This window comes from Planomonospora parontospora (assembly GCA_014647935.1).
GTDB classification, from domain to species: Bacteria; Actinomycetota; Actinomycetes; order Streptosporangiales; family Streptosporangiaceae; genus Planomonospora; species Planomonospora parontospora.
Window position 1 is genome coordinate 38,702 of the sequence record BMQD01000011.1, and the last position, 20,474, is coordinate 59,175.

Genomic DNA, 20,474 nt, shown 5'->3' on the forward strand with positions numbered 1-20,474 from the left:
CGGGGCGGGGGGGTCAGCGCACCGTGTCCACCGCGTTGCCGCTGTCGTGCTCCCGGACGTAGTCGTCGATGCGGTCGTCCTGGATCGCCGCGCTGAGCGCGCGGACCTCGGGCATGTCCAGCAGGACGACGCTCTGGCGGCTCCTCGTGCCGGTGCCCTCCACCGGCATCGTGACGTAGTCGAGGGAGTCGAGACCGGCCAGGTCGAGCATCCGGGACCTGAGCATGCCCGTGGTGACCCCCGCGTCGACGCTGAAGGCCTTGGTCAGGGCGCGCAGCAGGTCGTTGACCTTGACGGGGTTGGTGAGCGTCTCGGCGCTGAGCACCTTGTCGGCGATGGAGCTCAGCAGCGCCTGCTGGCGCTTGATCCGGTCGAGGTCGCCTCCCGGGAGGTTGGCGCGCTGACGGACGAAGAGCAGGGCCTCCTCCCCGCCGAGGTGCTGTACGCCGGCCTTCCAGGTGACCTTGCGGTAGGGGTCGTAGACCGTCTCGGCGATGTCGACGTCGACCCCGCCGATCGCGTCGACGGCCGCGGCGAACCCCCGGAAGTCGATCGCGGCGTAGTGGTCGATCCGGACGCCGGTGAGTTTCTCGACGGTCCTGATCAGCAGGGCGGGACCGCCCCAGGAGAAGGCGGCGTTGATCTTCGCCTTGCCCTTCCCCGGGACGGTGACCCACGAGTCCCGGGGGATGGAGACCACGGAGACGAGGTTGCGGCCCTCGGAGAGGTGGATCAGCATGATCGTGTCGGTGCGCTGCTGCCCCGGCCGCCAGAGCTCCCCGCGCGCGTCCTCGCCGGTCGTCGTCTCCTCGGAGCGGGTGTCGGTCCCGACCAGCAGCCAGTTCTCCCCGACGCCGGGCTCGGGCGGGGGCCGTTCGGCCTCGTCGGTGGGCAGCGCGCCGGGCAGGCGGGTGATGTCACCGTCGAGGCTCACCTGGAACGCGTAGAGCGCACCGGCGCCGCAGACGCCCATCAGGACCACGGCGGCGCCGATGATCAGTAGCAGCCGGCGGGCGCGACGCATCGAGCTGACCCCTATCGAATCCGGTACATCCCGGTATGCACGCATATCGCCGTGCGACCTGCCGACACCCTACGGCCAGGAGGCGCCGCAGGGCACCACCGGCGGGCGGATCCGCCAGGACCGCGGCCCGCGTCCATGATTGATACCGGCTGATTATCACCGTGACGCGGGAGCGTCCTCCCGGTACCGTGAATTCGGCCGCCAACTCCCCGGGAGACGCCCATGGGCAAGTTCGACGGAATGGACCCCGCGCTGGTCCGTGACCTGCTCGCCGAGGTGAAGCGGGCCGCCGAGCAGATGCGGACGGTCGAGAGCCGGGTGACCCGCCTGATGAGCGGGGCCGGTCTGTCCTCGCAGTCCGCCCACCGCCCGGTCCAGGTCGCCGACGAGTGCGACACGATGGTCCGGGACGTCTCGGCCCGCGTCGCGCTGCTGGAGAAGAAGGTCAGGCAGGACGCGGATCCCACGCCCGGCCCGAAGGCCGCCGGCCCGGAGTCCGGGACGCCCGAGGCGCGGACCCCGGCTCCGCAGCGGCCGGAGCAGGACGAGCCCAGGGCGGGGACGCCGGGGTCGGAGGAACCGAAGACGGGCGGCACGCCCGCTCCGGAGGCACCGGGACAGAAGCCGGAGGAGCCGAAGACGGGGACACCGGCTCCGGAGACGTCGAAGCAGGATCCGCCGAAGGCCGAGGCACCCAGGACCGAGTCGGCCCCGCAGACGCCCAGGACCGAGGACCTGAAGCCCGCCGTACCGGAGAGCGGGGGGAACCCCCGCTGGGACGGCTCGCAGGCGGGTGACCAGCCGAGGGCGGAGGCGCCGCGGACGGAGGCCCCGGAGTCCGGCACCGGGCCCGGCACCGACTCCAGGGGCGAAGGCGACTTCAAGGGGGAGAGCGGCTCCAAGGGCGACGACAGGTCGATCCGGATCGAGGATCCGCCCCGCGACGCGCCCCGGACGCAGCCCGACTCCACACCCGACCTCAAGCCCGAGGCCGACTCCAAGGGCGACGACAGGTCGCCGCGGGGCGGGGACCCCGCACCCGGCGCGCCGGGCGCGGACGACGTCCGGGACGCGAAGCCGGACACCGGCTCGAAGGGGGACGAGCGTTCGCCCCGGGGCGACGGCGGCGGGCCCGAGATCCGTGTTCCGGACGGCGGCACGGGAACGGACTCGGGTACTGGAACGGACCCCGGCACGGGAACGGACTCGGGCACGGGATCCGGCGCGGGCGACGTGCCGGACACGAGGCAGAAGGACCACCCCGACGACATCGACCAGAGCGGCGCGCTCAAACCGCAGGTCGTCGAGGTGGACGGGGTGAAGGTGCTGCAGATCCCGCTCGACCCGCCCTCCGCCGAGCAGGTGGAGGCGCTGCTGGAGAAGATCGAGGACGTCGCGCCCATGGACATGCCGTCCGTCGAGGGCGTCTCGCAGTACGCCGACACGCGGCCCGGCCAGGTCGAGCCGCACGGGCCCCTCCCGTCCGCGAAGCCCGACGTCCCCCTCCTCGACACCGTCGGGCCCGCCGAGGACCAGACCGTCCAGCCGCCGGGTACGGGCGGGGAGACGGGTGACCGGTCGACGGGCACGAAGGAGGCGCCGGACGGCTCCGGCGGTTCGGGAGGCTCGGGGACGTCCGGCGGTCCGGGAGGCTCGGGGACGTCCGGTGGTTCGGACGGAGCGGGAGGCTCGGGCGGGGCGGAGGACTCCGGGGCCCGGGAGAGGGCGGACGGTTCCGGCGGGACGGGAGGTGCCGGGACGCCCGGCGGTTCCCTCCCGGACGGGGGCGCCGACGCCGCGCCCCGGTGGACGACGACCGGCGACGTGGTCTCCGTCCGGGTCGACCTGCCCGATCTGGAGGCGATCAGGACGCTCGCCGACAACGCGCGGGCGATCGAACCGCTGGAGATGCCCGGAGTGCAGGTCCCCGACGGCGAGACGTGGGGTGAGGGGGCCTGGGCGGCCATGGAGGTCGGGCCGGACGGTTCCCCGGGAGAGGCGGGCCCACAGGACCCGCGCAGGCCCGTCCCGCCGCCCGGCGGCGGCTCGTCAGGCGGACAGTCGGTGTAAGGAGTCCTGGAAATGTACGCAGACCCGCCCGCCCCGCAGCCGCTCCAGCCGGGGGAGACCCCGCCGTCGGGGGGGACCTCGGGCGTGCCGGCGCCGGGCGCCGCCGCGGCCTGGGAGTTCAACCCCGACTACCAGCGCCTGATCGTGCTGTGGGGGCAGGTCGTGCCCCTGCTGGACACGCTGGACGCCTCACTCGACAAGGCGTACCGGATGGGCCGGAGCCGCGACGTCTGGGACGCACCCGTCGGGGAGCGCTACGTGAAGGACCTGACCGAGTGGAAGGCCCGCCTCGGCCAGTACCGCCAGGCGATCCTCACCTCGATCAGCGACCAGGCGGCCGACACGCCCCGCTGGATACCGGTCGACGCCGGCGCGCCGCACGCGTTCTCCTGACGGGCCGGCGCCGGCCTCCGCGCGTCCCGCCGGGCCCCGTCCGCGTCGCGGCGGCGCGCCGTCCCGGGCGGCCGGGCCGGGAACCGGAGGGGGTCGTCGGCCTCGGGGCAGGTCGGGGCCGGGGAGGACGCTTCACGGCGGGCTTCTCCGGGAAGGGGAAGCACGGTGACACGGTGACCGGGCGGCGGCGCGCAACGCCGCGGCCGGCATGGGGAAAGCCACCGATCACCGGCGCCCGAGCCGCTGAACGGAGTGAGTCGATGAGCTCTGTGCCCTACTACGGCCCCGACTACGGTCTCCTGCTCCGCCGAGATCCCGAGATGGCGGAGGTCCTCCTCGGCGAGCTGGAGCGGCTGCGCGGCGGCCTCCAGCTGATCGCCAGCGAGAATCTCGCCTCGCCCGCGGTCCTGGCCGCGCTCGGCTCCACCCTCACCAACAAGTACGCCGAGGGATACCCCGGGCGGCGCTACTACGGGGGGTGCGAGGTCGTCGACCGGGCCGAGGGACTCGCGATCGACCGGGCCAGGCGGCTGTTCGGGGCCGACCACGTCAACGTGCAGCCGCACTCGGGCAGCTCGGCCAACCTCGCGGCGTACGCGGCGCTGCTCCAGCCGGGCGACGGCGTGCTGGCGATGGCGCTGCCGCACGGGGGGCACCTCACCCACGGATCGAAGGTCAACTTCTCCGGGCGGTGGTTCGACGTCACGGAGTACGGCGTGCGGCGCGACACCGAGCTGATCGACTACGACGAGGTCAGGGAACTGGCCCTGCGGCACCGGCCGAAGGTGATCATCTGCGGCGCCACGGCCTACCCCCGGAAGATCGACTTCGCGGCCTTCCGGGGGATCGCCGACGAGGCCGGCGCGTGGCTGCTCGCCGACGTGGCCCACACGGTCGGGCTGATGGCGGGAGGGGCGCTGCCGTCCGCGGTGCCGTACGCCGACGTGGTCACCTTCACCACGCACAAGGCGCTGCGCGGGCCGCGGGGCGGGGGGATCATGTGCACGGCCGAGCTGGCGGCGCGGATCGACCGGGCGGTGTTCCCGTTCACCCAGGGCGGTCCGCTCATGCACGCGGTGGCGGCCAAGGCGGTGGCCTTCGGCGAGGCGCTCCGGCCGGAGTTCGCCGACTACGCGCGGCGCGTCGTGGAGAACGCGCAGGTGCTGGCCGAGGGGCTGGCGGCGGAGGGCATGCGGCCGGTCTCCGGAGGCACGGACAGCCACCTGGCCCTGATCGACCTGCGGGGGTTCGCGGCCTCCGGCGCGGTGGCCGAGCAGCGGTGCGCCGACGCCGGCATCACGCTGAACCGGAACGCGATCCCCTACGACCCGGAGCCGCCCACCGTGACGTCCGGCATCAGGCTGGGGACCCCCTGCGCGACCACGCAGGGGATGGGGACGGAGGAGATGAAGGAGGTGGCCTCGCTGGTGGCGGAGGCCGTCCGCAGCCCCGACTCCGCGGGGGAGGTCAGGGCGCGCGTCCGTGAGCTGACGAGTGCATATCCGGCATATCCCAGCGAATTGTGAGTTGCTCTGTGCCGTTTTCCGGTCACAAGCGGCCGGACTATCCGCGAAACTAGGTCCGTGCGCGAATATCTGTTGATGGCGTTGGTGGCGGCCGCGGTGACCTACCTCCTGGTCCCCGGGGTCCGGGTCTTCGCCATCCGCATCGGCGCGATGCCCGAGGTCCGCGACCGGGACGTGCACACCACCCCGACGCCGCGGCTCGGCGGCCTGGCCATGTACGGCGGGCTGGTGGCGGGCCTGCTGGTCGCCCGGAGCCTGCCGTACGCCGGAGGGCGGCTGGCGGACGCGGAGGTGGCCGACGGGAACGTGGTGCTGGCCCTGATCCTGGCGGGCGGCCTGATCACGCTGACGGGCTTCCTGGACGACTGGTGGGGCATGGACGCCTTCATCAAGCTGGCCGGGCAGATCGGGGCGGCCGGCGTGCTGGTCGCCTTCGGGGTCAGCCTCCCCTGGCTGCCGCTCCCCAGCGACATGGGCGGCGCCTACGTGCTCGGCTCGACGCTGGGACCGGTGATCACGATCATGATCGTGGTGGTCATGATCAACGCGGTCAACTTCGTCGACGGGCTGGACGGGCTGGCGGCCGGGATCGTCGGCATCGCCGCGATGGCGACGTGGACCTACTCCATCATCCTGTCCACCGACAACGGGGACACCACCATCAACGTCACCGCGGCGGTCGCCTCGGTGCTCATCGGGGTGTGCCTGGGCTTCCTGCCGCACAACTTCCATCCTGCGAAGATCTTCATGGGCGACACCGGGGCCATGCTGATCGGCCTGGTCCTCGCCTCCACCATGATCACGATCACGCCGCTGGACTCCAGCACCATCAACGACTTCCCGGTCGTGCTGCCGCTGCTGATCCCGATCGCGATCCTGGTGCTGCCGCTGCTCGACCTGATCATGGCGGTGATCCGGCGCACCTCCAACGGGCTCTCGCCGTTCGCCCCCGACCGGGGTCACCTGCACCACCGGCTGCTGGACATCGGCCACTCGCACCGCAGCAGCGTCCTGATCATGTACGCCTGGACGGTCCTGTTCGCCTTCGCCGTCGTGGCGATGTCCGTCGTCGGCGTTCCGCTGCTGCTGTTCCTGCTCACCGTGCTGCTGGCCATCGGCGGACTGGCGCTGGTGGCGCTGCCGCGCTGGCGCTCGCGCCGGAACGGGAGCGGCAGGGGGGCGCACGCCGCCGGGCGCCGCGCCCGCCCGGACGAGGGGCCCGCGGAGCAGGTCGCCAGGGCCGTCCCGGCGCCGCCCGCCGCGCAGGAGACCTGGACGCCCCCCGCGCCCGCGCCCGCGCCCGTGGCCTTCCCGCAGCCGCTGGCCGCCCCGGTCGCCCCCGAGGGGGTCCCGCGGTTCCCGGCCGCCCCGGCGGTCCCCGAGGCGTCCCCGCGGTCTCCGGCTGCTCCGGCGGCCGGTCCGGTGCCCTCCCCGCAGCCGCCGCGGTCTCCGCAGTCCCCGCGGTCTCCGCAGTCCCCGCGGTCTCCGCAGTCCCCGCGGTCTCCGCAGTCCCCGCGGTCTCCGGCCGCCCCGGCGGTCCCTCCGGCGGCCGAGCCGGGCGACGACACGGCGGTGCTCTCGATCGTCCCCGACCTTCCGGGGCCGTCACGGTCCGCCACCCGGGGTCCGGCGGCGAGGTTTCCCAATCCCTGAGACGACCTGGTCGGTACCGGCTGGAAACCTCTAGATCGTTTACTTGAAACGGCAGGTAAAGGCGCTCTTCCAAGAGCTTGTGATAGCTTTCACTAGCAGGTGTTCGGCAGTCCGAGCCTGCTAGGTAGCAATCGCTCGCTTGATAACAGCCACCTGGAGTGCCGATGCAGGCCAACGACGTGCGCGTCCTGAAAGGGGCCGCGATACCCACCGCGGTCGTGGGCGCGGTGGTCATCGGCGCCGCCGCCCTGCTCGCCGGCGGCGCCGGGGCTCTGGGCGCCGCGATCGGCCTCGCGACCGTCGCGGTCTTCTTCACGGTCGGCCTGGTCGCGGTCTCCTACGCGAGCCGGGTCTCCCCGGCGGTGATGATGGTCGCCGCGGTCACCACCTACGCGGTGAAGGTTCTGGTCATCATGGCGCTCCTGAAGACGTTCGAGGACGCCACGGCGTTCGAGCCGGTGGCCTTCGGCTGGTCGGCGATCGTCTGCACCGTCGTCTGGACCGCCGGCGAGATGCGCGGCTTCGTGAAGACGAAGATGCTCTACGTCGATCCCGGCTCGCCGGGTCCGCGGGCGGGTTGATCGCGATGAGGCGTATTATGGCCACGACCGGGTCCGATATGACTAGTCAACAGCCCGACTGCTATTGTCATGCCCGCGATGAGCGAACAAGAACGCAGGCCGGAGGACGACGGCCGCGACTTCGCCAACGCCGCCTGGTCAATCCCCAGCTACATCCTTTCCGGGATCATCCTGTACGGCGGCGGGGGCTGGTTGCTGAGCCGCTGGACCGGCGTGGCGGTGTTCACCCCGATCGGAGTGATCGTCGGTGTCGTTCTCGCCATCTACCTGGTCTACCGGAAGTACGGTCGCTGACCTCACGCGGCGGTCGCCTCGCGGAGGAAGCAGTCTTGATCCATTACCACGTTGAAGGGAACGCCGCGTGAAGGCGCTGACGGTCCTCGCCGCCGACGAGTTCAAGGCCCCAGGGCTTGAACTGTTCGAACTTCCGCCGATCATCTCGGGCGTGACCTGGTTCACGAAGCCTGTCCTGCTCGCACTGCTGAGCTCGCTCGTGGTCGTGCTCTTCTGCTGGTCGGCCTTCGGCAACCCGAAGCTGGTGCCCCGGGGCATCCAGAACGTCGGCGAGTACGGCTACATGTTCGTCCGCGACCAGGTCGCCCGGCCCTTCCTGGGCAAGGACGCCGACCGGTGGATGGGACTGCTGCTCAGCCTGTTCTTCATGGTCTGGGTCTGGAACCTGATGGGCGTCATCCCGTTCCTCCAGTTCCCGGTGGCCTCGCACATCGCCTTCCCGATCGTGCTCGCGGGCACCGTGTACCTGATCAAGATCTACCTGGGAATGAAGCACCAGGGGCCGATCGGCTACTTCAAGAACATGATGTTCCCGCCGGGCCTGCCCAAGGGCATCTACGTGCTGCTCGCGCCGATCGAGCTGCTCTCGAACATGATCGTGGCGCCTTTCACCCACGCGGTGCGACTGTTCGCCAACATGTTCGCCGGCCACATCATCCTGGCCTTCTTCAGCGCGGTCGGTTTCTGGTTCCTCTTCGAGAAGCTCACCCCGCTCGGCGCGCCGGTCGGCATCGTCAGCGTCGTCATGGCCATCGCGATGACCGGGCTGGAGCTCTTCATCCAGTTCCTGCAGGCCTTCCTGTTCGCGCTGCTCGCCGCGATGTACATCGGCAACTCGTTGCACGCCGAGCACTAAGACCCTTCCCCCTCCAGTCCAGACCGGTGGAATCCCGTTCACCGGCCATCCCGAAAAGGAAACAAAAATGGGCATCCTCGCTGAGGTCTCCGGCAACATCGGCTCGATCGGTTACGGCCTGGCCACCCTCGGCCCCGGCATCGGCGTCGGCCTCATCTTCGGCAACGGCCTGCAGGCCATCGCCCGCCAGCCCGAGGCCTACGGCCTGATCCGCCAGAACATGCTCCTCGGCTTCGTCCTCGTCGAGGCGCTCGCGCTGATCGGCCTTGTCGCGCCGTTCATCTACGGCTGATCGAAAACCCCTGACGGAAGGCTGCATCGATGACAATCGCAGCTAAGCTCCTCGCGGCCGAGGGCAGCAGCCCGATCATGCCGCACCTGTACGAGCTGGTCGTCGGCGGCTTCGCGTTCTTCGCCGTCCTCTTCGTCGTCGGCAAGATCCTCACCCCTCGGATCCAGAAGACCCTGGCCGAGCGGACCGAGGCGATCGAGGGCGGGATCCAGAAGGCGCAGGACGCCCAGGCCGAGGCCCAGGCGCTGCTCGCGCAGTACAAGGAACAGCTCGCCGAGGCGCGTCACGAGGCTTCCCGCCTGCGTGAGGAGGCTCGCGAGCAGGGTGCGCAGATCAAGGCCGAGCTCCGCGAGGAGGCGCAGGCCGAGGCCCGCCGCCTCATCGAGGCCGCGCACGTCCAGATCGAGGCCGACCGCCAGCAGGCGTTCGCCCAGCTCCGCGCCGAGCTCGGTCGCCTGTCGATCGATCTCGCGGGCCGCATCGTCGGTGAGTCCCTCGAGGACGAGGCGCGCCAGCGCCGCACCGTCGACCGGTTCCTGGAGGAGCTCGAGTCGAGCAACGCGGCGGTCCGCTGATGATGAGAGGGCTGAGCAGGGCCTCGCTGGCCGAGGTCGAGGAGCGCTTCAACGCCGTGGCGGGAAGCGCGGACCTCGGCACGCTGGCCGATGAGCTCTTCGCGATCGCCGACCTGTTCGACCGCGAGCACGGGCTCCGCCGGAGCATGTCCGACGTCGCCCGTCCGGCGGCGCAGAAGGCCCAGATCCTCCGGGTCCTGCTGGAGGGCAAGGTCGGCGCCGCCGCGCTGGAGACGGCCGTCGCGGCCGTCTCCGCCAAGTGGGCGCGCGCCGGCGACCTGGCCGACGCGGTGGAGCGGCTCGGCGTCATCGCCGCCTCGGCCGAGGCCGAGGCGCAGGGCAGGCTCGACGACGTCGAGGACGAGCTGTTCCGGTTCGGGCGCATCGTCGCCTCGAACCTCGACCTGCACCGGACGCTGGCCAACCCGGCCGTGCCCGAGCAGGGCAAGCGCGAACTGCTCGGCTCGCTCCTCGGCGGCAGGGCCACCCCCACCACCATCCGCCTGGTGACCCAACTCGTGGTGCATCCGCGAGGACGTAGCCTGGATGGTGGGCTGGAGGAGTTCGGTCACCTGGTCTCCGCACAGCGGCAGCGTCTCGTCGCGGTGGTGCGCAGCGCCGTCGCGCTCTCCGAGGAGCAGAAGCAGCGGCTGGCCACGTGGCTGCGCACCTCCTACGGCCACGACGTTCACCTGAACGTCGAGGTGGATCCGCGAGTGCTCGGTGGGTTCTCCGTCCGCATCGGGGACGACCTCATCGACACCACCATCGCGGGACGAATCGAAGAAGTCCGCCGCCGGTTGGCCGGCTAGGCGAATAGGGAGACTGAAGAGAGATGGCGGAGCTTACGATCCGGCCGGACGAGATCCGGGACGCGCTTGAGCGCTTCGTCCAGGCGTACGAGCCGGAAGGCGCCGCGCGTGAGGAGATCGGGACCGTCGTCGACTGCGGCGACGGCATCGCCCATGTCTCCGGCCTTCCCTCGGCGATGGCGAACGAGCTGCTCGAGTTCGAGGACGGCACGCGTGGTCTGGCACTGAACCTGGACGTCCGGGAGATCGGTGCCGTTATCCTGGGCGACTTCAGCAACATCGAGGAGGGCCAGTCGGTCCGCCGGACGGGCGAGGTCCTGTCCGTGCCGGTCGGTGACGCCTTCCTCGGCCGAGTGGTCGACCCGCTGGGCAACCCGATGGACGGCAAGGGCGCCATCGAGTCCGAGGCGCTGCGCGCCCTCGAGCTCCAGGCCCCCTCGGTCGTCCAGCGCCAGCCGGTCAAGGAGCCGCTGCAGACCGGTCTCAAGGCGGTCGACGCCATGACGCCGATCGGTCGCGGCCAGCGTCAGCTGATCATCGGTGACCGCGGCACGGGCAAGACCGCCATCGCCGTGGACACCATCCTCAACCAGCGGGAGAACTGGCTCTCCGGCGACCCGGACAAGCAGGTCCGCTGCGTCTACGTCGCCGTCGGCCAGAAGGGCTCGACGATCGCCCAGGTCAAGGGCCGCCTCGAGGAGGCGGGCGCGATGGAGTACACCACCATCGTCGCCGCCCCGGCGTCCGACCCGGCCGGTTTCAAGTACCTCGCGCCCTACACCGGTTCGGCCATCGGCCAGCACTGGATGTACCAGGGCAAGCACGTCCTCATCGTCTTCGACGACCTGACCAAGCAGGCCGACGCCTACCGCGCCGTCTCGCTGCTGCTGCGCCGCCCGCCGGGCCGCGAGGCCTTCCCCGGCGACGTCTTCTACTTGCACTCGCGTCTGCTGGAGCGCTGCGCCAAGCTCTCCGCCGACATGGGCGGCGGCTCGATGACCGGTCTGCCGGTCATCGAGACCAAGGGCAACGACGTCTCGGCGTTCATCCCGACCAACGTCATCTCCATCACCGACGGTCAGTGCTTCCTCGAGACCGACCTGTTCAACTCGGGTGTGCGCCCGGCCATCAACGTCGGTGTCTCGGTCTCCCGAGTCGGCGGCTCGGCCCAGATCAAGGCGATGAAGAAGGTCGCCGGCACGCTGCGCCTGTCGCTGTCGCAGTACCGCGACCTGGAGGCCTTCGCCTCCTTCGCCTCCGACCTGGACGCGGCCTCCCGCGCCCAGCTGGAGCGCGGCCAGCGCCTGGTCGAGCTGCTCAAGCAGTCCCAGTACAGCCCGTTCCCGGTGGAGAAGCAGGTCGTCTCCGTGTGGGCCGGCACCACCGGTGAGCTCGACGACGTCCCGGTCGAGGACATCCGCCGCTTCGAGGCGGACTTCCTCGACTACCTGGGCCGTGAGCACAAGGGCGTCTTCGACGCGATCCGCGAGACCAAGGACTTGTCGGACGACACGGTCACGACCCTCAAGGACGCGATCGCCCAGTTCAAGAAGGGCTTCGAGACCTCTTCGGGCGAGCTGCTGGTCAACGACGAGCCGGTCGCGGCGCTCGGCGCCGACCAGGTCGGCCAGGAGAAGATCACCAAGCACGTCCGCGCGGACGAGAAGAAGTAGCCGATGGGTGCCCAGCTAAGACTGCTGCGGCGGCGGATCAAGTCGGTAAAGTCCACCGCCAAGATCACGCGTGCCCAGGAGCTCATCGCTTCGTCGCGCATCGTGAAGGCGCAGCAGCGGATGCAGGCGGCTGAGCCGTACGAGCGCGAGATCACCCGCGCCGTCTCGGGCGTCGTCAGCAACACCGCCAGCGTCGACCACCCGCTGACCACGGCGAAGGAGCAGCCGCGCAGGGCGGCCGTGCTCATCGTGACCAGCGACCGCGGATTCGCCGGCGGCTTCAACGCGAACATCCTGCGTGAGGCCGAGGCGCTCGGCGGCCTGCTGCGGGGCAAGGGCATCGAGCCCGTGCCGTACGTGGTGGGGCGCAAGGGCATCGCCTGGCACAGCTTCCGCGGCCGGGAGATGGGCGGCCAGTGGGGCGGGTTCTCCGACAACCCCTCCTACGGCAACGCCAAGGAGATCGCGGGTGCGCTCATCGCGGCGTTCTCGGACGAGGACGGGATCGACGAGATCCACGTCGTCTCGACCGAGTTCATCTCCATGCTGACGCAGGAGGTGGCGGTCAAGCGGATCCTGCCGCTCGAGGTCGTGGAGACCACCGAGAAGCCGGAGACGCCGCTGCCGTACTTCGAGTTCGAGCCCACCGCGGCCGACGTGCTCGACTCGCTGCTCCCGCGCTACGTGGAGTCGCGCATCTTCGCCACGCTGCTCCAGTCCGCGGCCTCGGAGCACGCCGCGCGCCGCCGGGCCATGAAGTCGGCGACCGACAACGCCAACGAGCTCATCCGCGTGTTCACCATGCAGATGAACCAGGCTCGCCAGGCCGAGATCACCCAGGAAATCAGCGAGATCGTCGGTGGCGCCAACGCGCTGGCTGACGCCGCAGCGGGGAAAGAGTGAAATGACTGCAGAGACTGTGGAGAACGTCGCGACCGGTGTGGGCCGCGTCGCCCGAGTCACCGGTCCCGTCGTCGACGTGGAGTTCCCCGTCGAGGCGATGCCCGACATCTACAACGCCCTGAACGTCGACGTCACCGTCGGCGGCGAGACCAAGACCCTGACCATGGAGGTTGCCCAGCACCTGGGTGACAACCTGGTCCGGGCCATCTCGATGCAGCCCACCGACGGCCTGGTCCGCGGTGCGGCGGTCTCCGACTCCGGCGCGCCGATCTCGGTGCCGGTCGGCGACGTCGTCAAGGGCCACGTGTGGAACGCGCTCGGCGAGTCCCTGGACGTGCCGACCGCCTCCCTGAAGGTCACCGAGAAGTGGGGCATCCACCGCCCCTCCCCGGCCTTCGACACCCTCGAGTCGCGCACCGAGATGCTGCCCACCGGCATCAAGGTCATCGACCTGCTCACGCCGTACGTCAAGGGCGGCAAGATCGGTCTGTTCGGCGGCGCGGGCGTCGGCAAGACCGTTCTGATCCAGGAGATGATCCGCCGCGTCGCGCTGAAGTTCTCCGGAACCTCGTGCTTCGCGGGCGTCGGCGAGCGCACCCGTGAGGGCAACGACCTCTGGCTGGAGATGGAGGAGGCGGGCGTCCTCAAGGACACCGCCCTCGTCTTCGGCCAGATGGACGAGCCGCCGGGCACGCGTCTGCGCGTCGCGCTCTCCGCCCTCACCATGGCGGAGTACTTCCGGGACGTGCAGAAGCAGGACGTGCTCCTGTTCATCGACAACATCTTCCGGTTCACCCAGGCCGGCTCCGAGGTGTCCACCCTGCTCGGCCGCATGCCGTCCGCGGTGGGCTACCAGCCGACCCTGGCCGACGAGATGGGCGTGCTCCAGGAGCGCATCACCTCGACCCGCGGTCACTCGATCACCTCCATGCAGGCGATCTACGTCCCCGCGGACGACATCACCGACCCGGCCCCGCACAACGCGTTCGCGCACCTCGACGCGCAGACCGTGCTCTCGCGGCCGATCTCGGAGAAGGGCATCTACCCCGCGGTGGACCCGCTCGACTCCAGCTCCCGGATCCTCGACCCGCAGATCATCGGTGAGGAGCACTACCGGGTGGCCCAGGAGACCAAGCGGATCCTGCAGAAGTACAAGGAGCTGCAGGACATCATCGCGATCCTCGGCATCGACGAGCTCTCCGAGGAGGACAAGGTCACGGTCAACCGGGCCCGCCGCATCGAGCGCTTCCTCTCCCACCCGATGTACGCCGCCGAGGCGTTCACCGGCCAGCCGGGTGAGTTCGTGCCGCTGGACGAGACCATCGCGTCCTTCAAGGGCCTGTGCGCCGGCGAGTACGACCACCTGCCCGAGCAGGCGTTCTTCATGGTCGGTGGCATCGAGCAGGCCATCGCCAAGGCCAAGGAACTCGCCCGCTAGTCGCCTTAGGCGTCGGTACGGCCGTGCGCCGTACCGGCGCCTGGTTCGAAAGGAACTGAGGAGAAAGTGGCGAAGCTGCGAGTAGGCGTCGTCTCACCGGAGCGGGAGATCTGGTCCGGCGAGGCAGACATGGTGATCGCCAAGACCGTCGACGGCGAGATCGGCATCATGCCCAGGCACACGCCGGTGCTCGGCGTCCTCGTCGAGGGCGGCGTGCTGACGGTGAAGCGCGGCGGTGGCGAGCCCGACCTCGTCGCCGCGGTCCACGGGGGGTTCCTCTCGGTGGCGGACAACGAGGTCTCGATCCTGGCCGAGGTGGCCGAGCTCGGTTCCGAGGTCGACGTCGCCAGGGCCAAGAACGCCCTGGACCGCGCCCAGGCCTCGGTCGAGGCCGAGATGGCGGAGTCGGACGCCGCCGCGCTGAAGCGAGCCCGGGCCCGGTTGCGCGCGGCAGGCGAGGAAGTCGGATAAGTTCTGCTTCTGAGCGGTGCTGGTTCTGGGGGCGGCGGACATGATGGCGCGTGACGTACTCATCGTGGCGGCGCTGCTCGTCGCCCTCCTGCTCGTCCGAGCCCTGGTCCTGATCCGTTCCCGGGGCTCGGTGCTGTGCTGTCTGCGCCCGATGCCGGGTGAGCGGGGCTGGCGGGTGGGAGTCGCCCGCTACGCGGAAGGTCGCCTCAAGTGGATTCCGCTCATAGGTCTGCTGCCGAGGCCGCGCCACGTGATCGTGAGGCGCGGCCTCGTGGTTTCCGGACGCCGGAAGGTCGGCCCCGGTGAGTTCTTCGGGTTCCTGGAGGGTGTGACCGCCCTGGAGTGCCGGAGCGGCGAGTTCGGCTTCGAGCTGGCCATGGGCTACCGGGCGCTGACCGGGTTCGTCGCCTGGCTGGAGTCCGCCCCGCCCGGCGCCCACCTCGACGTCGCCTGACGCCGGCCTGACCGGCCCCGGCGCCCGCCCCGACGGCCTCCCCGGCCCGCCCCTTCCCGGTACGGCCCCGCGCGCCCCGATGACCCCGTCCTCTTCCCGGTACGGCCCGGCGCGCGCCTCGGCGCCGCCCGGCCCGCACCGGAGCGGAAGGTCAGCGGGTGCCGCCGGGCTTCCAGAGGATCTCGTCGCCGCCCGCCGCGATGCGGCAGAGGATGAACATCAGGTCGCTGAGCCGGTTGAGGTACGTCGCGGTGAGCGGGTTGACGTCCTCGTGGGCCTCCAGGGCCGACCAGACGGTGCGCTCGGCCCGCCGGACGACGGTCCGGGCGACGTGCAGCTGGGCGACGGCCGGAGTGCCGCCGGGGAGGATGAAGCTGCGCAGCGGCTTGAGGCGCTCGTTGAACTCGTCGCAGCGGGCCTCCAGCCACTCGACGTAGGACGCCTCGACGCGCAGCGGGGGGAACTCGGGGTTCTCCGTGACCGGGGTGCACAGGTCGGCGCCGACGTCGAACAGCTCGTTCTGGATCCGGGTGAGGACCGCGGCGACGTCGTCGTCGAGCGCCCCGTACGACAGGGCCACGCCCAGCGCCGCGTTGGCCTCCTCAACGTCCGCGTAGGCGGCCAGGCGGGGATCGGTCTTGCGGGTGCGGCTCATGTCGCCGAGCGCGGTGGTGCCGTCGTCTCCGGTACGGGTGTAGATCTTGGACAGCACCACGGGGTTGTCTCTGTCGGCTCGCGTCATGGATGCCAGCGTATCGGGCAGAAAAACCCCATGTTCTATCGCATAGCGGACAATATGATTTAGCGATGTCTTCTGGTTCTTACCTGCGATTTCCCCATTTGTCCGGCGAGCTGCTGACGTTCGTCGCCGACGACGACGTCTGGGCGGCTCCCGCGGACGGCGGCCGGGCGTGGCGCCTCTCCTCCGACCGGGCCCCGGCAGGACATCCCCGCCTCTCGCCCGACGCCACGAAGGTCGCCTGGACGAGCGTCCGCGACGGGGATCCGGAGGTGTTCCTGGCCGATCTGGAGACCGGCTCCGCCGAGCGGCTGACCTACTGGGGCGACGTCCGGACCCGCACCCGCGGCTGGACCCCGGACGGCAGGGTCCTGGCGATCAGCTCGACCGGCCAGCCGTTCGCCTCGCAGACCTGGGCCTACGCCCTGGACGGCGGGCGGGCCGAGCGCCTGCCGTACGGCCCGGTCACCGACCTGGCGGTCGCCGGGGACCCCGGCGGCTCCGCAGATGCGGGGAGCGCCGGAGACACCGGGAGCGCCGGGAGCGCCGGGAGCGCCGGGAGCACGGTGGCGCTGCTCACCGCGGCGCTGGCCCGCGACCCGGGGACCTGGAAGCGCTACCGCGGCGGTACGGCGGGCCGCCTGTGGATCCGGCGCGGGGACGGCGACTTCACCCGGCTGCTCGCCGACGTGGACGGCCACTTCGCGAACCCGATGCTCGTCGGCGGGCGCCTGGTCTTCCTCTCCGACCACGAGGGCGTCGGGAACCTCTACTCGGTGGCGGTGGACGGCACCGGCCTGCGCCGGCACACCGACCACGACGTCTTCTACGCCCGGCACGCCACCACCGACGGGACCCGGATCGTCTACCAGAACGCCGGGGACCTCTACGTCCTGGACGGCCTGGACGCCGAGACCCGCAGGCTCGACGTCCGGCTCGCCTCCCCGGCCCGGGGGCGGCAGCCGCGGACGCTGAACGCCCGGTGGCTGCAGGACCTGGCCGTGGACGCGACCGGGCGGGCCAGCGCGGTGGAGATCCGGGGCACGGTGCACTGGCTGACCCACCGGGACGGCCCGGCCCGGCAGCTCAGCTCCTCGCTCGCGGCGGGCCGGCCCCGGATCTTGGGCACCGGCCAGGTGGTGTGGGTCTTCGACGACGGCGGGACGCAGGGCCTGGAGATCGGCCCGGCCGGAGGCGGGGAGAGCCGCAGGATCGCCGCCGGCAAACTGGGCGAGGTCGGCGACCTGGCCGTCGCGCCCGACGGCCGCACGATCGCGGCGGCGGCCAGGGACGGCCGGCTGCTCCTGGTCGACGTGGCCTCCGGAGAGGTCGTCGAGCTGGCCCGGGCCAACGGGGAGATCGACGGCATGGCCTGGTCGCCGGACTCGGCCTGGCTCGCCTGGTCGCACCCGGAGGCCACGCCGCTGCGCCGGATCCGGCTGGCCCGGGTGGTGGACCGGGCCGTGCACGACGTGACCGACGGCCGCTTCGTGGACGTCTCGCCCGCCTTCACCGGCGACCACCTGGCGTTCCTGTCGCGCCGCGGCTTCGACCCGGTCTACGACGCGCACTCCTTCGACATGTCCTTCCCGTACGGCTACCGCCCCTACCTGGTGCCGCTGGCGGCCTCCACCCCGTCGCCGTTCGCGCCCAGCGTGGACGGGCGGCCGGTGGGCGAGCCGGAGGACGACGACAAGAAGGACAAGAAGGAGGACGCCGCCGTCACCGTGGACGTGGAGGGGATCGCCGCCCGGGTGGTCCAGGTGCCCGTGCCCGAGGGGCGCTACTCGGCGCTGCGCGCGGTCAAGGGCGGGTTCGTCTGGCTGCGCGAGCCGCTGGCCGGGGAGCTCGGCGAGGACCGGGGGGACCTCGACGGCGAGCCCCCCAGGCCCGCGCTGGACCGCTACGACCTGGCCAAGCGCACGTGCGAGGAGATCGTCGACAAGCTCGACTGGTACCGGGTGAGCGGTGACGGCACCCGCCTCGTGGTCTCCGACAAGGGCACGCTCACGGTCCGCCCGGTCGACGGCAAGGGCGACGAGGCGACCGTGGACCTCTCGCGGATCCGGATCACCGTCGACCCGGTGGCCTACCGCCGGCACGCCTACGCCCAGCTGGGCCGCCGGATGCGGGCGGACTTCTGGGTGGAGGACATGGCGGACGTCGACTGGGAGGGCGTGCTGGAGGAGTACCGGCCGCTGGTGGACCGGGTCTCCACCGACGACGACTTCGCCGACCTGCTCTGGGAGGTGGTCGGGGAGCTCGGCAGCTCGCACGCGTACGTCATGCCCGCGCCCTGGGGGACCCCGGCCGCGGGGCCGGTCGGCCTGCTCGGCGCGGACCTGTCCAGGAACGCCGAGGGCCGCTGGCAGGTGGACCGGGTGCTGCCCGGCGAGTCGTCGGACGTGCACGCCCGCTCCCCGCTGGCCGCGCCGGGCGTGGGAGTGCAGCCGGGGGAGACGCTGCTGGCGGTCGACGGCCGCCCGGTGCCGCCGGAGGGCCCGGACCGGCTCCTGGTGGGCGCCGCGGACAAGCCGGTCGAGCTGACGCTGGGCGGCGGCCGGCGGGTGGCGGTCACCCCGCTCCTCGACGACCGGCGGCTGCGCTACCAGGACTGGGTGGCGGGCCGGCGGGCGCACGTGCGCGAGCTGGGCGGCGGACGGCTGGGCTACCTGCACATCCCGGACATGGTCGCCGAGGGCTGGGCGCAGTTCCACCGCGACCTGCGCCGGGAGATGGCCTTCGAGGGGCTCGTGGTGGACGTGCGGGGCAACCGCGGCGGCCACACCTCCGAGCTGGTCATCGAGAAGCTGCTGCGCCGGGTGATCGGCTGGGACATGCCCCGGGGCCTGGCGCCGATCACCTACCCCGAGGAGGCCCCGCGCGGGCCGCTCGTCGCGGTCACCGACCACAACGCCGGGTCCGACGGCGACATCGTCACCGCCGCCTTCAAGATCCACGAACTGGGCCCGGTGGTCGGCACCCGGACCTGGGGCGGCGTCATCGGCATCGAGGACGACCACCCCCTGGTCGACGGGACCTCCGTCACCGTACCCCGGTACTCGTTCTGGTTCGAAGGGCTCGGCTGGGGCGTGGAGAACCACGGCGTGGACCCGGACGTCGAGGTGGACATCACCCCGGACGACTGGGCGGCCGGGCGGGACCCGCAGATCGAGGAGGCCGTACGGCTGGCGCTGGCCGCCCTGGCCGAGCGTCCCGCGGCGACCCCGCCCGACGTGGCGGCCCGTCCCTCGCGGCGCCGTCCCGCCCTGCCGCCCCGGCCGTAGGGTCCCGTCCCCTGCGTCGCGGTTCCCGCCGCCACCCGCCCGCTTCGCCCCGCCGCTCCGGCGGCGGGGTCCCGAAGCGGCCGCGGGAAGGCGGGACCGTGACGTCGGGCCGGGTGGGGGCCGAGGTCCGGCGGCCGCCCGCCGCCGGACATGACATCTGTCATGCGGATCATCCGTGAGATCCATACTCCTCCGGTGATATCGGCGACTGCCCGGGAATCCGCCGGTGGAAGAAGATTTTCCGCATGAGGACACCACAGCTTGCGGACACGGCCGGCGCCGCCCCCCACGGCCTCGACGACGTGATCGAGGTCGGCGGCCTGCGGCAGAAGTACGGCGACTTCGAGGCCGTGCGCGGGATCTCCTTCACCGTCCCCCGGGGGGAGGTCTTCGCCCTGCTCGGCACCAACGGCGCCGGGAAGACCACCACGATGGAGGTCCTGGAGGGCTTCACGCCCGCGACCGACGGCACCGTGCGCGTCCTCGGCCTCGACCCGGTGCGGCAGCAGCGCGAGCTCCGGCCCCGGGTGGGCATCATGCTGCAGGAAGGCGGGTTCCTCGGCGACCTCACCGTCGCCGAGACGGTGGACCTGTGGAAGGGGCTGAGTGAGGACGCCGGCCGCCCGGTCACCCTGTCCGGCGGCGCCGAGCTGCCCGGCCGCCTCACCCTCATGGGCCGGGTGCGCGGGGTGGACCGGGCGACCATGGGCGCGCTGGAGCTGGTGGGCCTGGAGAGCAAGGCGCGGGTCAAGGTCAAGCAGCTCTCCGGCGGGCAGAAGCGCCGGCTGGACCTCGCGCTCGCGGTGCTCTCGGCGCCCGAGGTGCTCTTCCTGGACGAGCCGACCACCGGGATGGACCCCGAGGCGCGCCGGACCACGTGGAAGGTGATCGAGGACCTGCGGGACGCCGGCACCTCCGTGCTGCTGACCACGCACTACCTGGAGGAGGCCGAGCGCCTCGCCACCCGGCTCGCGATCATGCACGAGGGCCGGATCCACACCCACGGCACGGTCGAGGAGGTGGTGGCCACCTCCGGCGACCGCATCGCCTTCCGGCTCCCCGGCACCGCCTGGACCTTCGGCGACCTGCCGGTGCTGGACGGCGTCACACCGGTGCTCACCTACGCGGGCGGCGGCGACGGAACGGCCGCCCGGTCCGTCACCGCATCCTCCACCGCATCCTCCACTGTGCCCTCCACCGGGCCCTTCACCGAGGTCGTCTACACCCTGACCGGCGCCGACACCGAGACCCGCGCGCACGCCGCGCTCCGCCCGCTGATGGCCTGGGCCGACGGCCGGGGCGCGGCCCTGGAGCGGCTGGCCGTGCGCCGGGGGACCCTGGAGGACGTCTTCATGCGGGTGGTCGGGGAGCAGCGGTGAGAGCGGCATACCGGGAACGAGTCGTCCACGTATCGACGGGAAGCGGGAAGTGAC

General features: G+C 71.7%; 19 protein-coding genes. 17 read left to right on the plus strand and 2 right to left on the minus strand.

Annotation, left to right across the window (positions count from 1 at the left end):
• Window positions 1-13: 13 nt before the first annotated feature.
• Window positions 14-1,024: an LCP family protein gene (locus tag IEZ07_RS18110; protein ID WP_191895832.1), complete on the minus strand. Its 1,011-nt coding sequence runs from the start codon at window positions 1,022-1,024 to the stop codon at window positions 14-16.
• Between the two features lie 222 nt (window positions 1,025-1,246).
• Between IEZ07_RS18110 and IEZ07_RS18115 the strand changes: the two genes are divergently transcribed.
• The 15 genes from IEZ07_RS18115 to IEZ07_RS18185 all read left to right on the plus strand — a co-directional run bounded on the left by IEZ07_RS18115 (window position 1,247) and on the right by IEZ07_RS18185 (window position 15,015).
• Window positions 1,247-3,094, plus strand: a complete 1,848-nt coding sequence (locus IEZ07_RS18115; RefSeq protein WP_191895833.1) for a hypothetical protein — start codon at window positions 1,247-1,249, stop codon at window positions 3,092-3,094.
• Between the two features lie 12 nt (window positions 3,095-3,106).
• Entirely contained in the window at window positions 3,107-3,487 is a 381-nt protein-coding gene (locus IEZ07_RS18120; protein ID WP_068894828.1) for a hypothetical protein, read from the plus strand.
• Window positions 3,488-3,747: 260 nt separating this feature from the next.
• Window positions 3,748-5,013, plus strand: a complete 1,266-nt coding sequence (gene glyA / locus IEZ07_RS18125) for a serine hydroxymethyltransferase (protein ID WP_191895834.1) — start codon at window positions 3,748-3,750, stop codon at window positions 5,011-5,013.
• 57 nt (window positions 5,014-5,070) lie between these two features.
• A complete protein-coding gene (locus tag IEZ07_RS18130) occupies window positions 5,071-6,666 on the plus strand; it encodes a glycosyltransferase family 4 protein (RefSeq protein ID WP_191895835.1) in 1,596 nt (531 codons plus the stop codon).
• A 164-nt stretch (window positions 6,667-6,830) separates the two neighbouring features.
• Window positions 6,831-7,247: a Cg1360 family ATP-synthase-associated protein gene (locus tag IEZ07_RS18135; RefSeq protein ID WP_191895836.1), complete on the plus strand. Its 417-nt coding sequence runs from the start codon at window positions 6,831-6,833 to the stop codon at window positions 7,245-7,247.
• A gap of 78 nt (window positions 7,248-7,325) precedes the next feature.
• Entirely contained in the window at window positions 7,326-7,541 is a 216-nt protein-coding gene (locus IEZ07_RS18140; protein WP_239320145.1) for an AtpZ/AtpI family protein, read from the plus strand.
• A gap of 67 nt (window positions 7,542-7,608) precedes the next feature.
• Window positions 7,609-8,397, plus strand: a complete 789-nt coding sequence (gene atpB / locus IEZ07_RS18145) for a F0F1 ATP synthase subunit A (RefSeq protein ID WP_191895838.1) — start codon at window positions 7,609-7,611, stop codon at window positions 8,395-8,397.
• 67 nt (window positions 8,398-8,464) lie between these two features.
• Window positions 8,465-8,689: an ATP synthase F0 subunit C gene (gene atpE, locus IEZ07_RS18150; protein ID WP_191895839.1), complete on the plus strand. Its 225-nt coding sequence runs from the start codon at window positions 8,465-8,467 to the stop codon at window positions 8,687-8,689.
• 29 nt (window positions 8,690-8,718) lie between these two features.
• The gene (locus IEZ07_RS18155) at window positions 8,719-9,264 is read left to right on the plus strand and encodes a F0F1 ATP synthase subunit B (RefSeq protein WP_191895840.1); all 546 of its coding nucleotides are present in this window, start codon (window positions 8,719-8,721) and stop codon (window positions 9,262-9,264) included.
• Window positions 9,264-10,076: a F0F1 ATP synthase subunit delta gene (locus IEZ07_RS18160; protein ID WP_204054425.1), complete on the plus strand. Its 813-nt coding sequence runs from the start codon at window positions 9,264-9,266 to the stop codon at window positions 10,074-10,076. The genes IEZ07_RS18155 and IEZ07_RS18160 overlap by 1 nt, the downstream gene beginning before the upstream one ends.
• A 23-nt stretch (window positions 10,077-10,099) precedes the next feature.
• Window positions 10,100-11,749 carry a F0F1 ATP synthase subunit alpha gene (gene atpA / locus IEZ07_RS18165; RefSeq protein ID WP_068894841.1) on the plus strand — a complete coding sequence of 550 codons (1,650 nt, stop codon included), beginning with the start codon at window positions 10,100-10,102 and terminating at the stop codon, window positions 11,747-11,749.
• A gap of 3 nt (window positions 11,750-11,752) precedes the next feature.
• Window positions 11,753-12,652: a F0F1 ATP synthase subunit gamma gene (locus IEZ07_RS18170; RefSeq protein WP_068894843.1), complete on the plus strand. Its 900-nt coding sequence runs from the start codon at window positions 11,753-11,755 to the stop codon at window positions 12,650-12,652.
• 1 nt (window position 12,653) lies between these two features.
• Window positions 12,654-14,090: a F0F1 ATP synthase subunit beta gene (gene atpD, locus IEZ07_RS18175; protein ID WP_068894845.1), complete on the plus strand. Its 1,437-nt coding sequence runs from the start codon at window positions 12,654-12,656 to the stop codon at window positions 14,088-14,090.
• A 66-nt stretch (window positions 14,091-14,156) separates the two neighbouring features.
• Window positions 14,157-14,561: a F0F1 ATP synthase subunit epsilon gene (locus tag IEZ07_RS18180; protein WP_068894846.1), complete on the plus strand. Its 405-nt coding sequence runs from the start codon at window positions 14,157-14,159 to the stop codon at window positions 14,559-14,561.
• Between the two features lie 16 nt (window positions 14,562-14,577).
• Window positions 14,578-15,015: a DUF2550 domain-containing protein gene (locus IEZ07_RS18185; protein ID WP_239320142.1), complete on the plus strand. Its 438-nt coding sequence runs from the start codon at window positions 14,578-14,580 to the stop codon at window positions 15,013-15,015.
• Between the two features lie 151 nt (window positions 15,016-15,166).
• On the opposite strand, the gene IEZ07_RS18190 is transcribed toward IEZ07_RS18185, so the two are convergent.
• Window positions 15,167-15,757: a cob(I)yrinic acid a,c-diamide adenosyltransferase gene (locus IEZ07_RS18190; protein ID WP_068894847.1), complete on the minus strand. Its 591-nt coding sequence runs from the start codon at window positions 15,755-15,757 to the stop codon at window positions 15,167-15,169.
• Between the two features lie 65 nt (window positions 15,758-15,822).
• Here IEZ07_RS18190 and IEZ07_RS18195 point away from each other — a divergent pair, with 65 nt between their 5' ends.
• A complete protein-coding gene (locus IEZ07_RS18195; protein ID WP_191895841.1) occupies window positions 15,823-19,041 on the plus strand; it encodes a S41 family peptidase in 3,219 nt (1,072 codons plus the stop codon).
• 245 nt (window positions 19,042-19,286) lie between these two features.
• Window positions 19,287-20,420 (plus strand): ABC transporter ATP-binding protein, encoded by a 1,134-nt coding sequence (locus IEZ07_RS18200; protein ID WP_191895842.1) that lies wholly within the window; start codon window positions 19,287-19,289, stop codon window positions 20,418-20,420.
• The last annotated feature ends 54 nt before the right edge of the window (window positions 20,421-20,474 follow it).

Excerpts from the sequence above, each read along its gene's own strand:
- IEZ07_RS18110 (WP_191895832.1), bottom strand. The coding sequence starts at position 1,024 with ATGCGTCGCGCCCGCCGGCTGCTACTGATCATCGGCGCCGCCGTGGTC.
- IEZ07_RS18115 (WP_191895833.1), top strand. The coding sequence starts at position 1,247 with ATGGGCAAGTTCGACGGAATGGACCCCGCGCTGGTCCGTGACCTGCTC.
- IEZ07_RS18120 (WP_068894828.1), top strand. The coding sequence starts at position 3,107 with ATGTACGCAGACCCGCCCGCCCCGCAGCCGCTCCAGCCGGGGGAGACC.
- glyA (WP_191895834.1), top strand. The coding sequence starts at position 3,748 with ATGAGCTCTGTGCCCTACTACGGCCCCGACTACGGTCTCCTGCTCCGC.
- IEZ07_RS18135 (WP_191895836.1), top strand. The coding sequence starts at position 6,831 with ATGCAGGCCAACGACGTGCGCGTCCTGAAAGGGGCCGCGATACCCACC.
- IEZ07_RS18140 (WP_239320145.1), top strand. The coding sequence starts at position 7,326 with ATGAGCGAACAAGAACGCAGGCCGGAGGACGACGGCCGCGACTTCGCC.
- atpE (WP_191895839.1), top strand. The coding sequence starts at position 8,465 with ATGGGCATCCTCGCTGAGGTCTCCGGCAACATCGGCTCGATCGGTTAC.
- IEZ07_RS18155 (WP_191895840.1), top strand. The coding sequence starts at position 8,719 with ATGACAATCGCAGCTAAGCTCCTCGCGGCCGAGGGCAGCAGCCCGATC.
- IEZ07_RS18160 (WP_204054425.1), top strand. The coding sequence starts at position 9,264 with ATGATGAGAGGGCTGAGCAGGGCCTCGCTGGCCGAGGTCGAGGAGCGC.
- atpA (WP_068894841.1), top strand. The coding sequence starts at position 10,100 with ATGGCGGAGCTTACGATCCGGCCGGACGAGATCCGGGACGCGCTTGAG.
- IEZ07_RS18170 (WP_068894843.1), top strand. The coding sequence starts at position 11,753 with ATGGGTGCCCAGCTAAGACTGCTGCGGCGGCGGATCAAGTCGGTAAAG.
- atpD (WP_068894845.1), top strand. The coding sequence starts at position 12,654 with ATGACTGCAGAGACTGTGGAGAACGTCGCGACCGGTGTGGGCCGCGTC.
- IEZ07_RS18190 (WP_068894847.1), bottom strand. The coding sequence starts at position 15,757 with ATGACGCGAGCCGACAGAGACAACCCCGTGGTGCTGTCCAAGATCTAC.
- IEZ07_RS18195 (WP_191895841.1), top strand. The coding sequence starts at position 15,823 with ATGTCTTCTGGTTCTTACCTGCGATTTCCCCATTTGTCCGGCGAGCTG.
- IEZ07_RS18200 (WP_191895842.1), top strand. The coding sequence starts at position 19,287 with ATGAGGACACCACAGCTTGCGGACACGGCCGGCGCCGCCCCCCACGGC.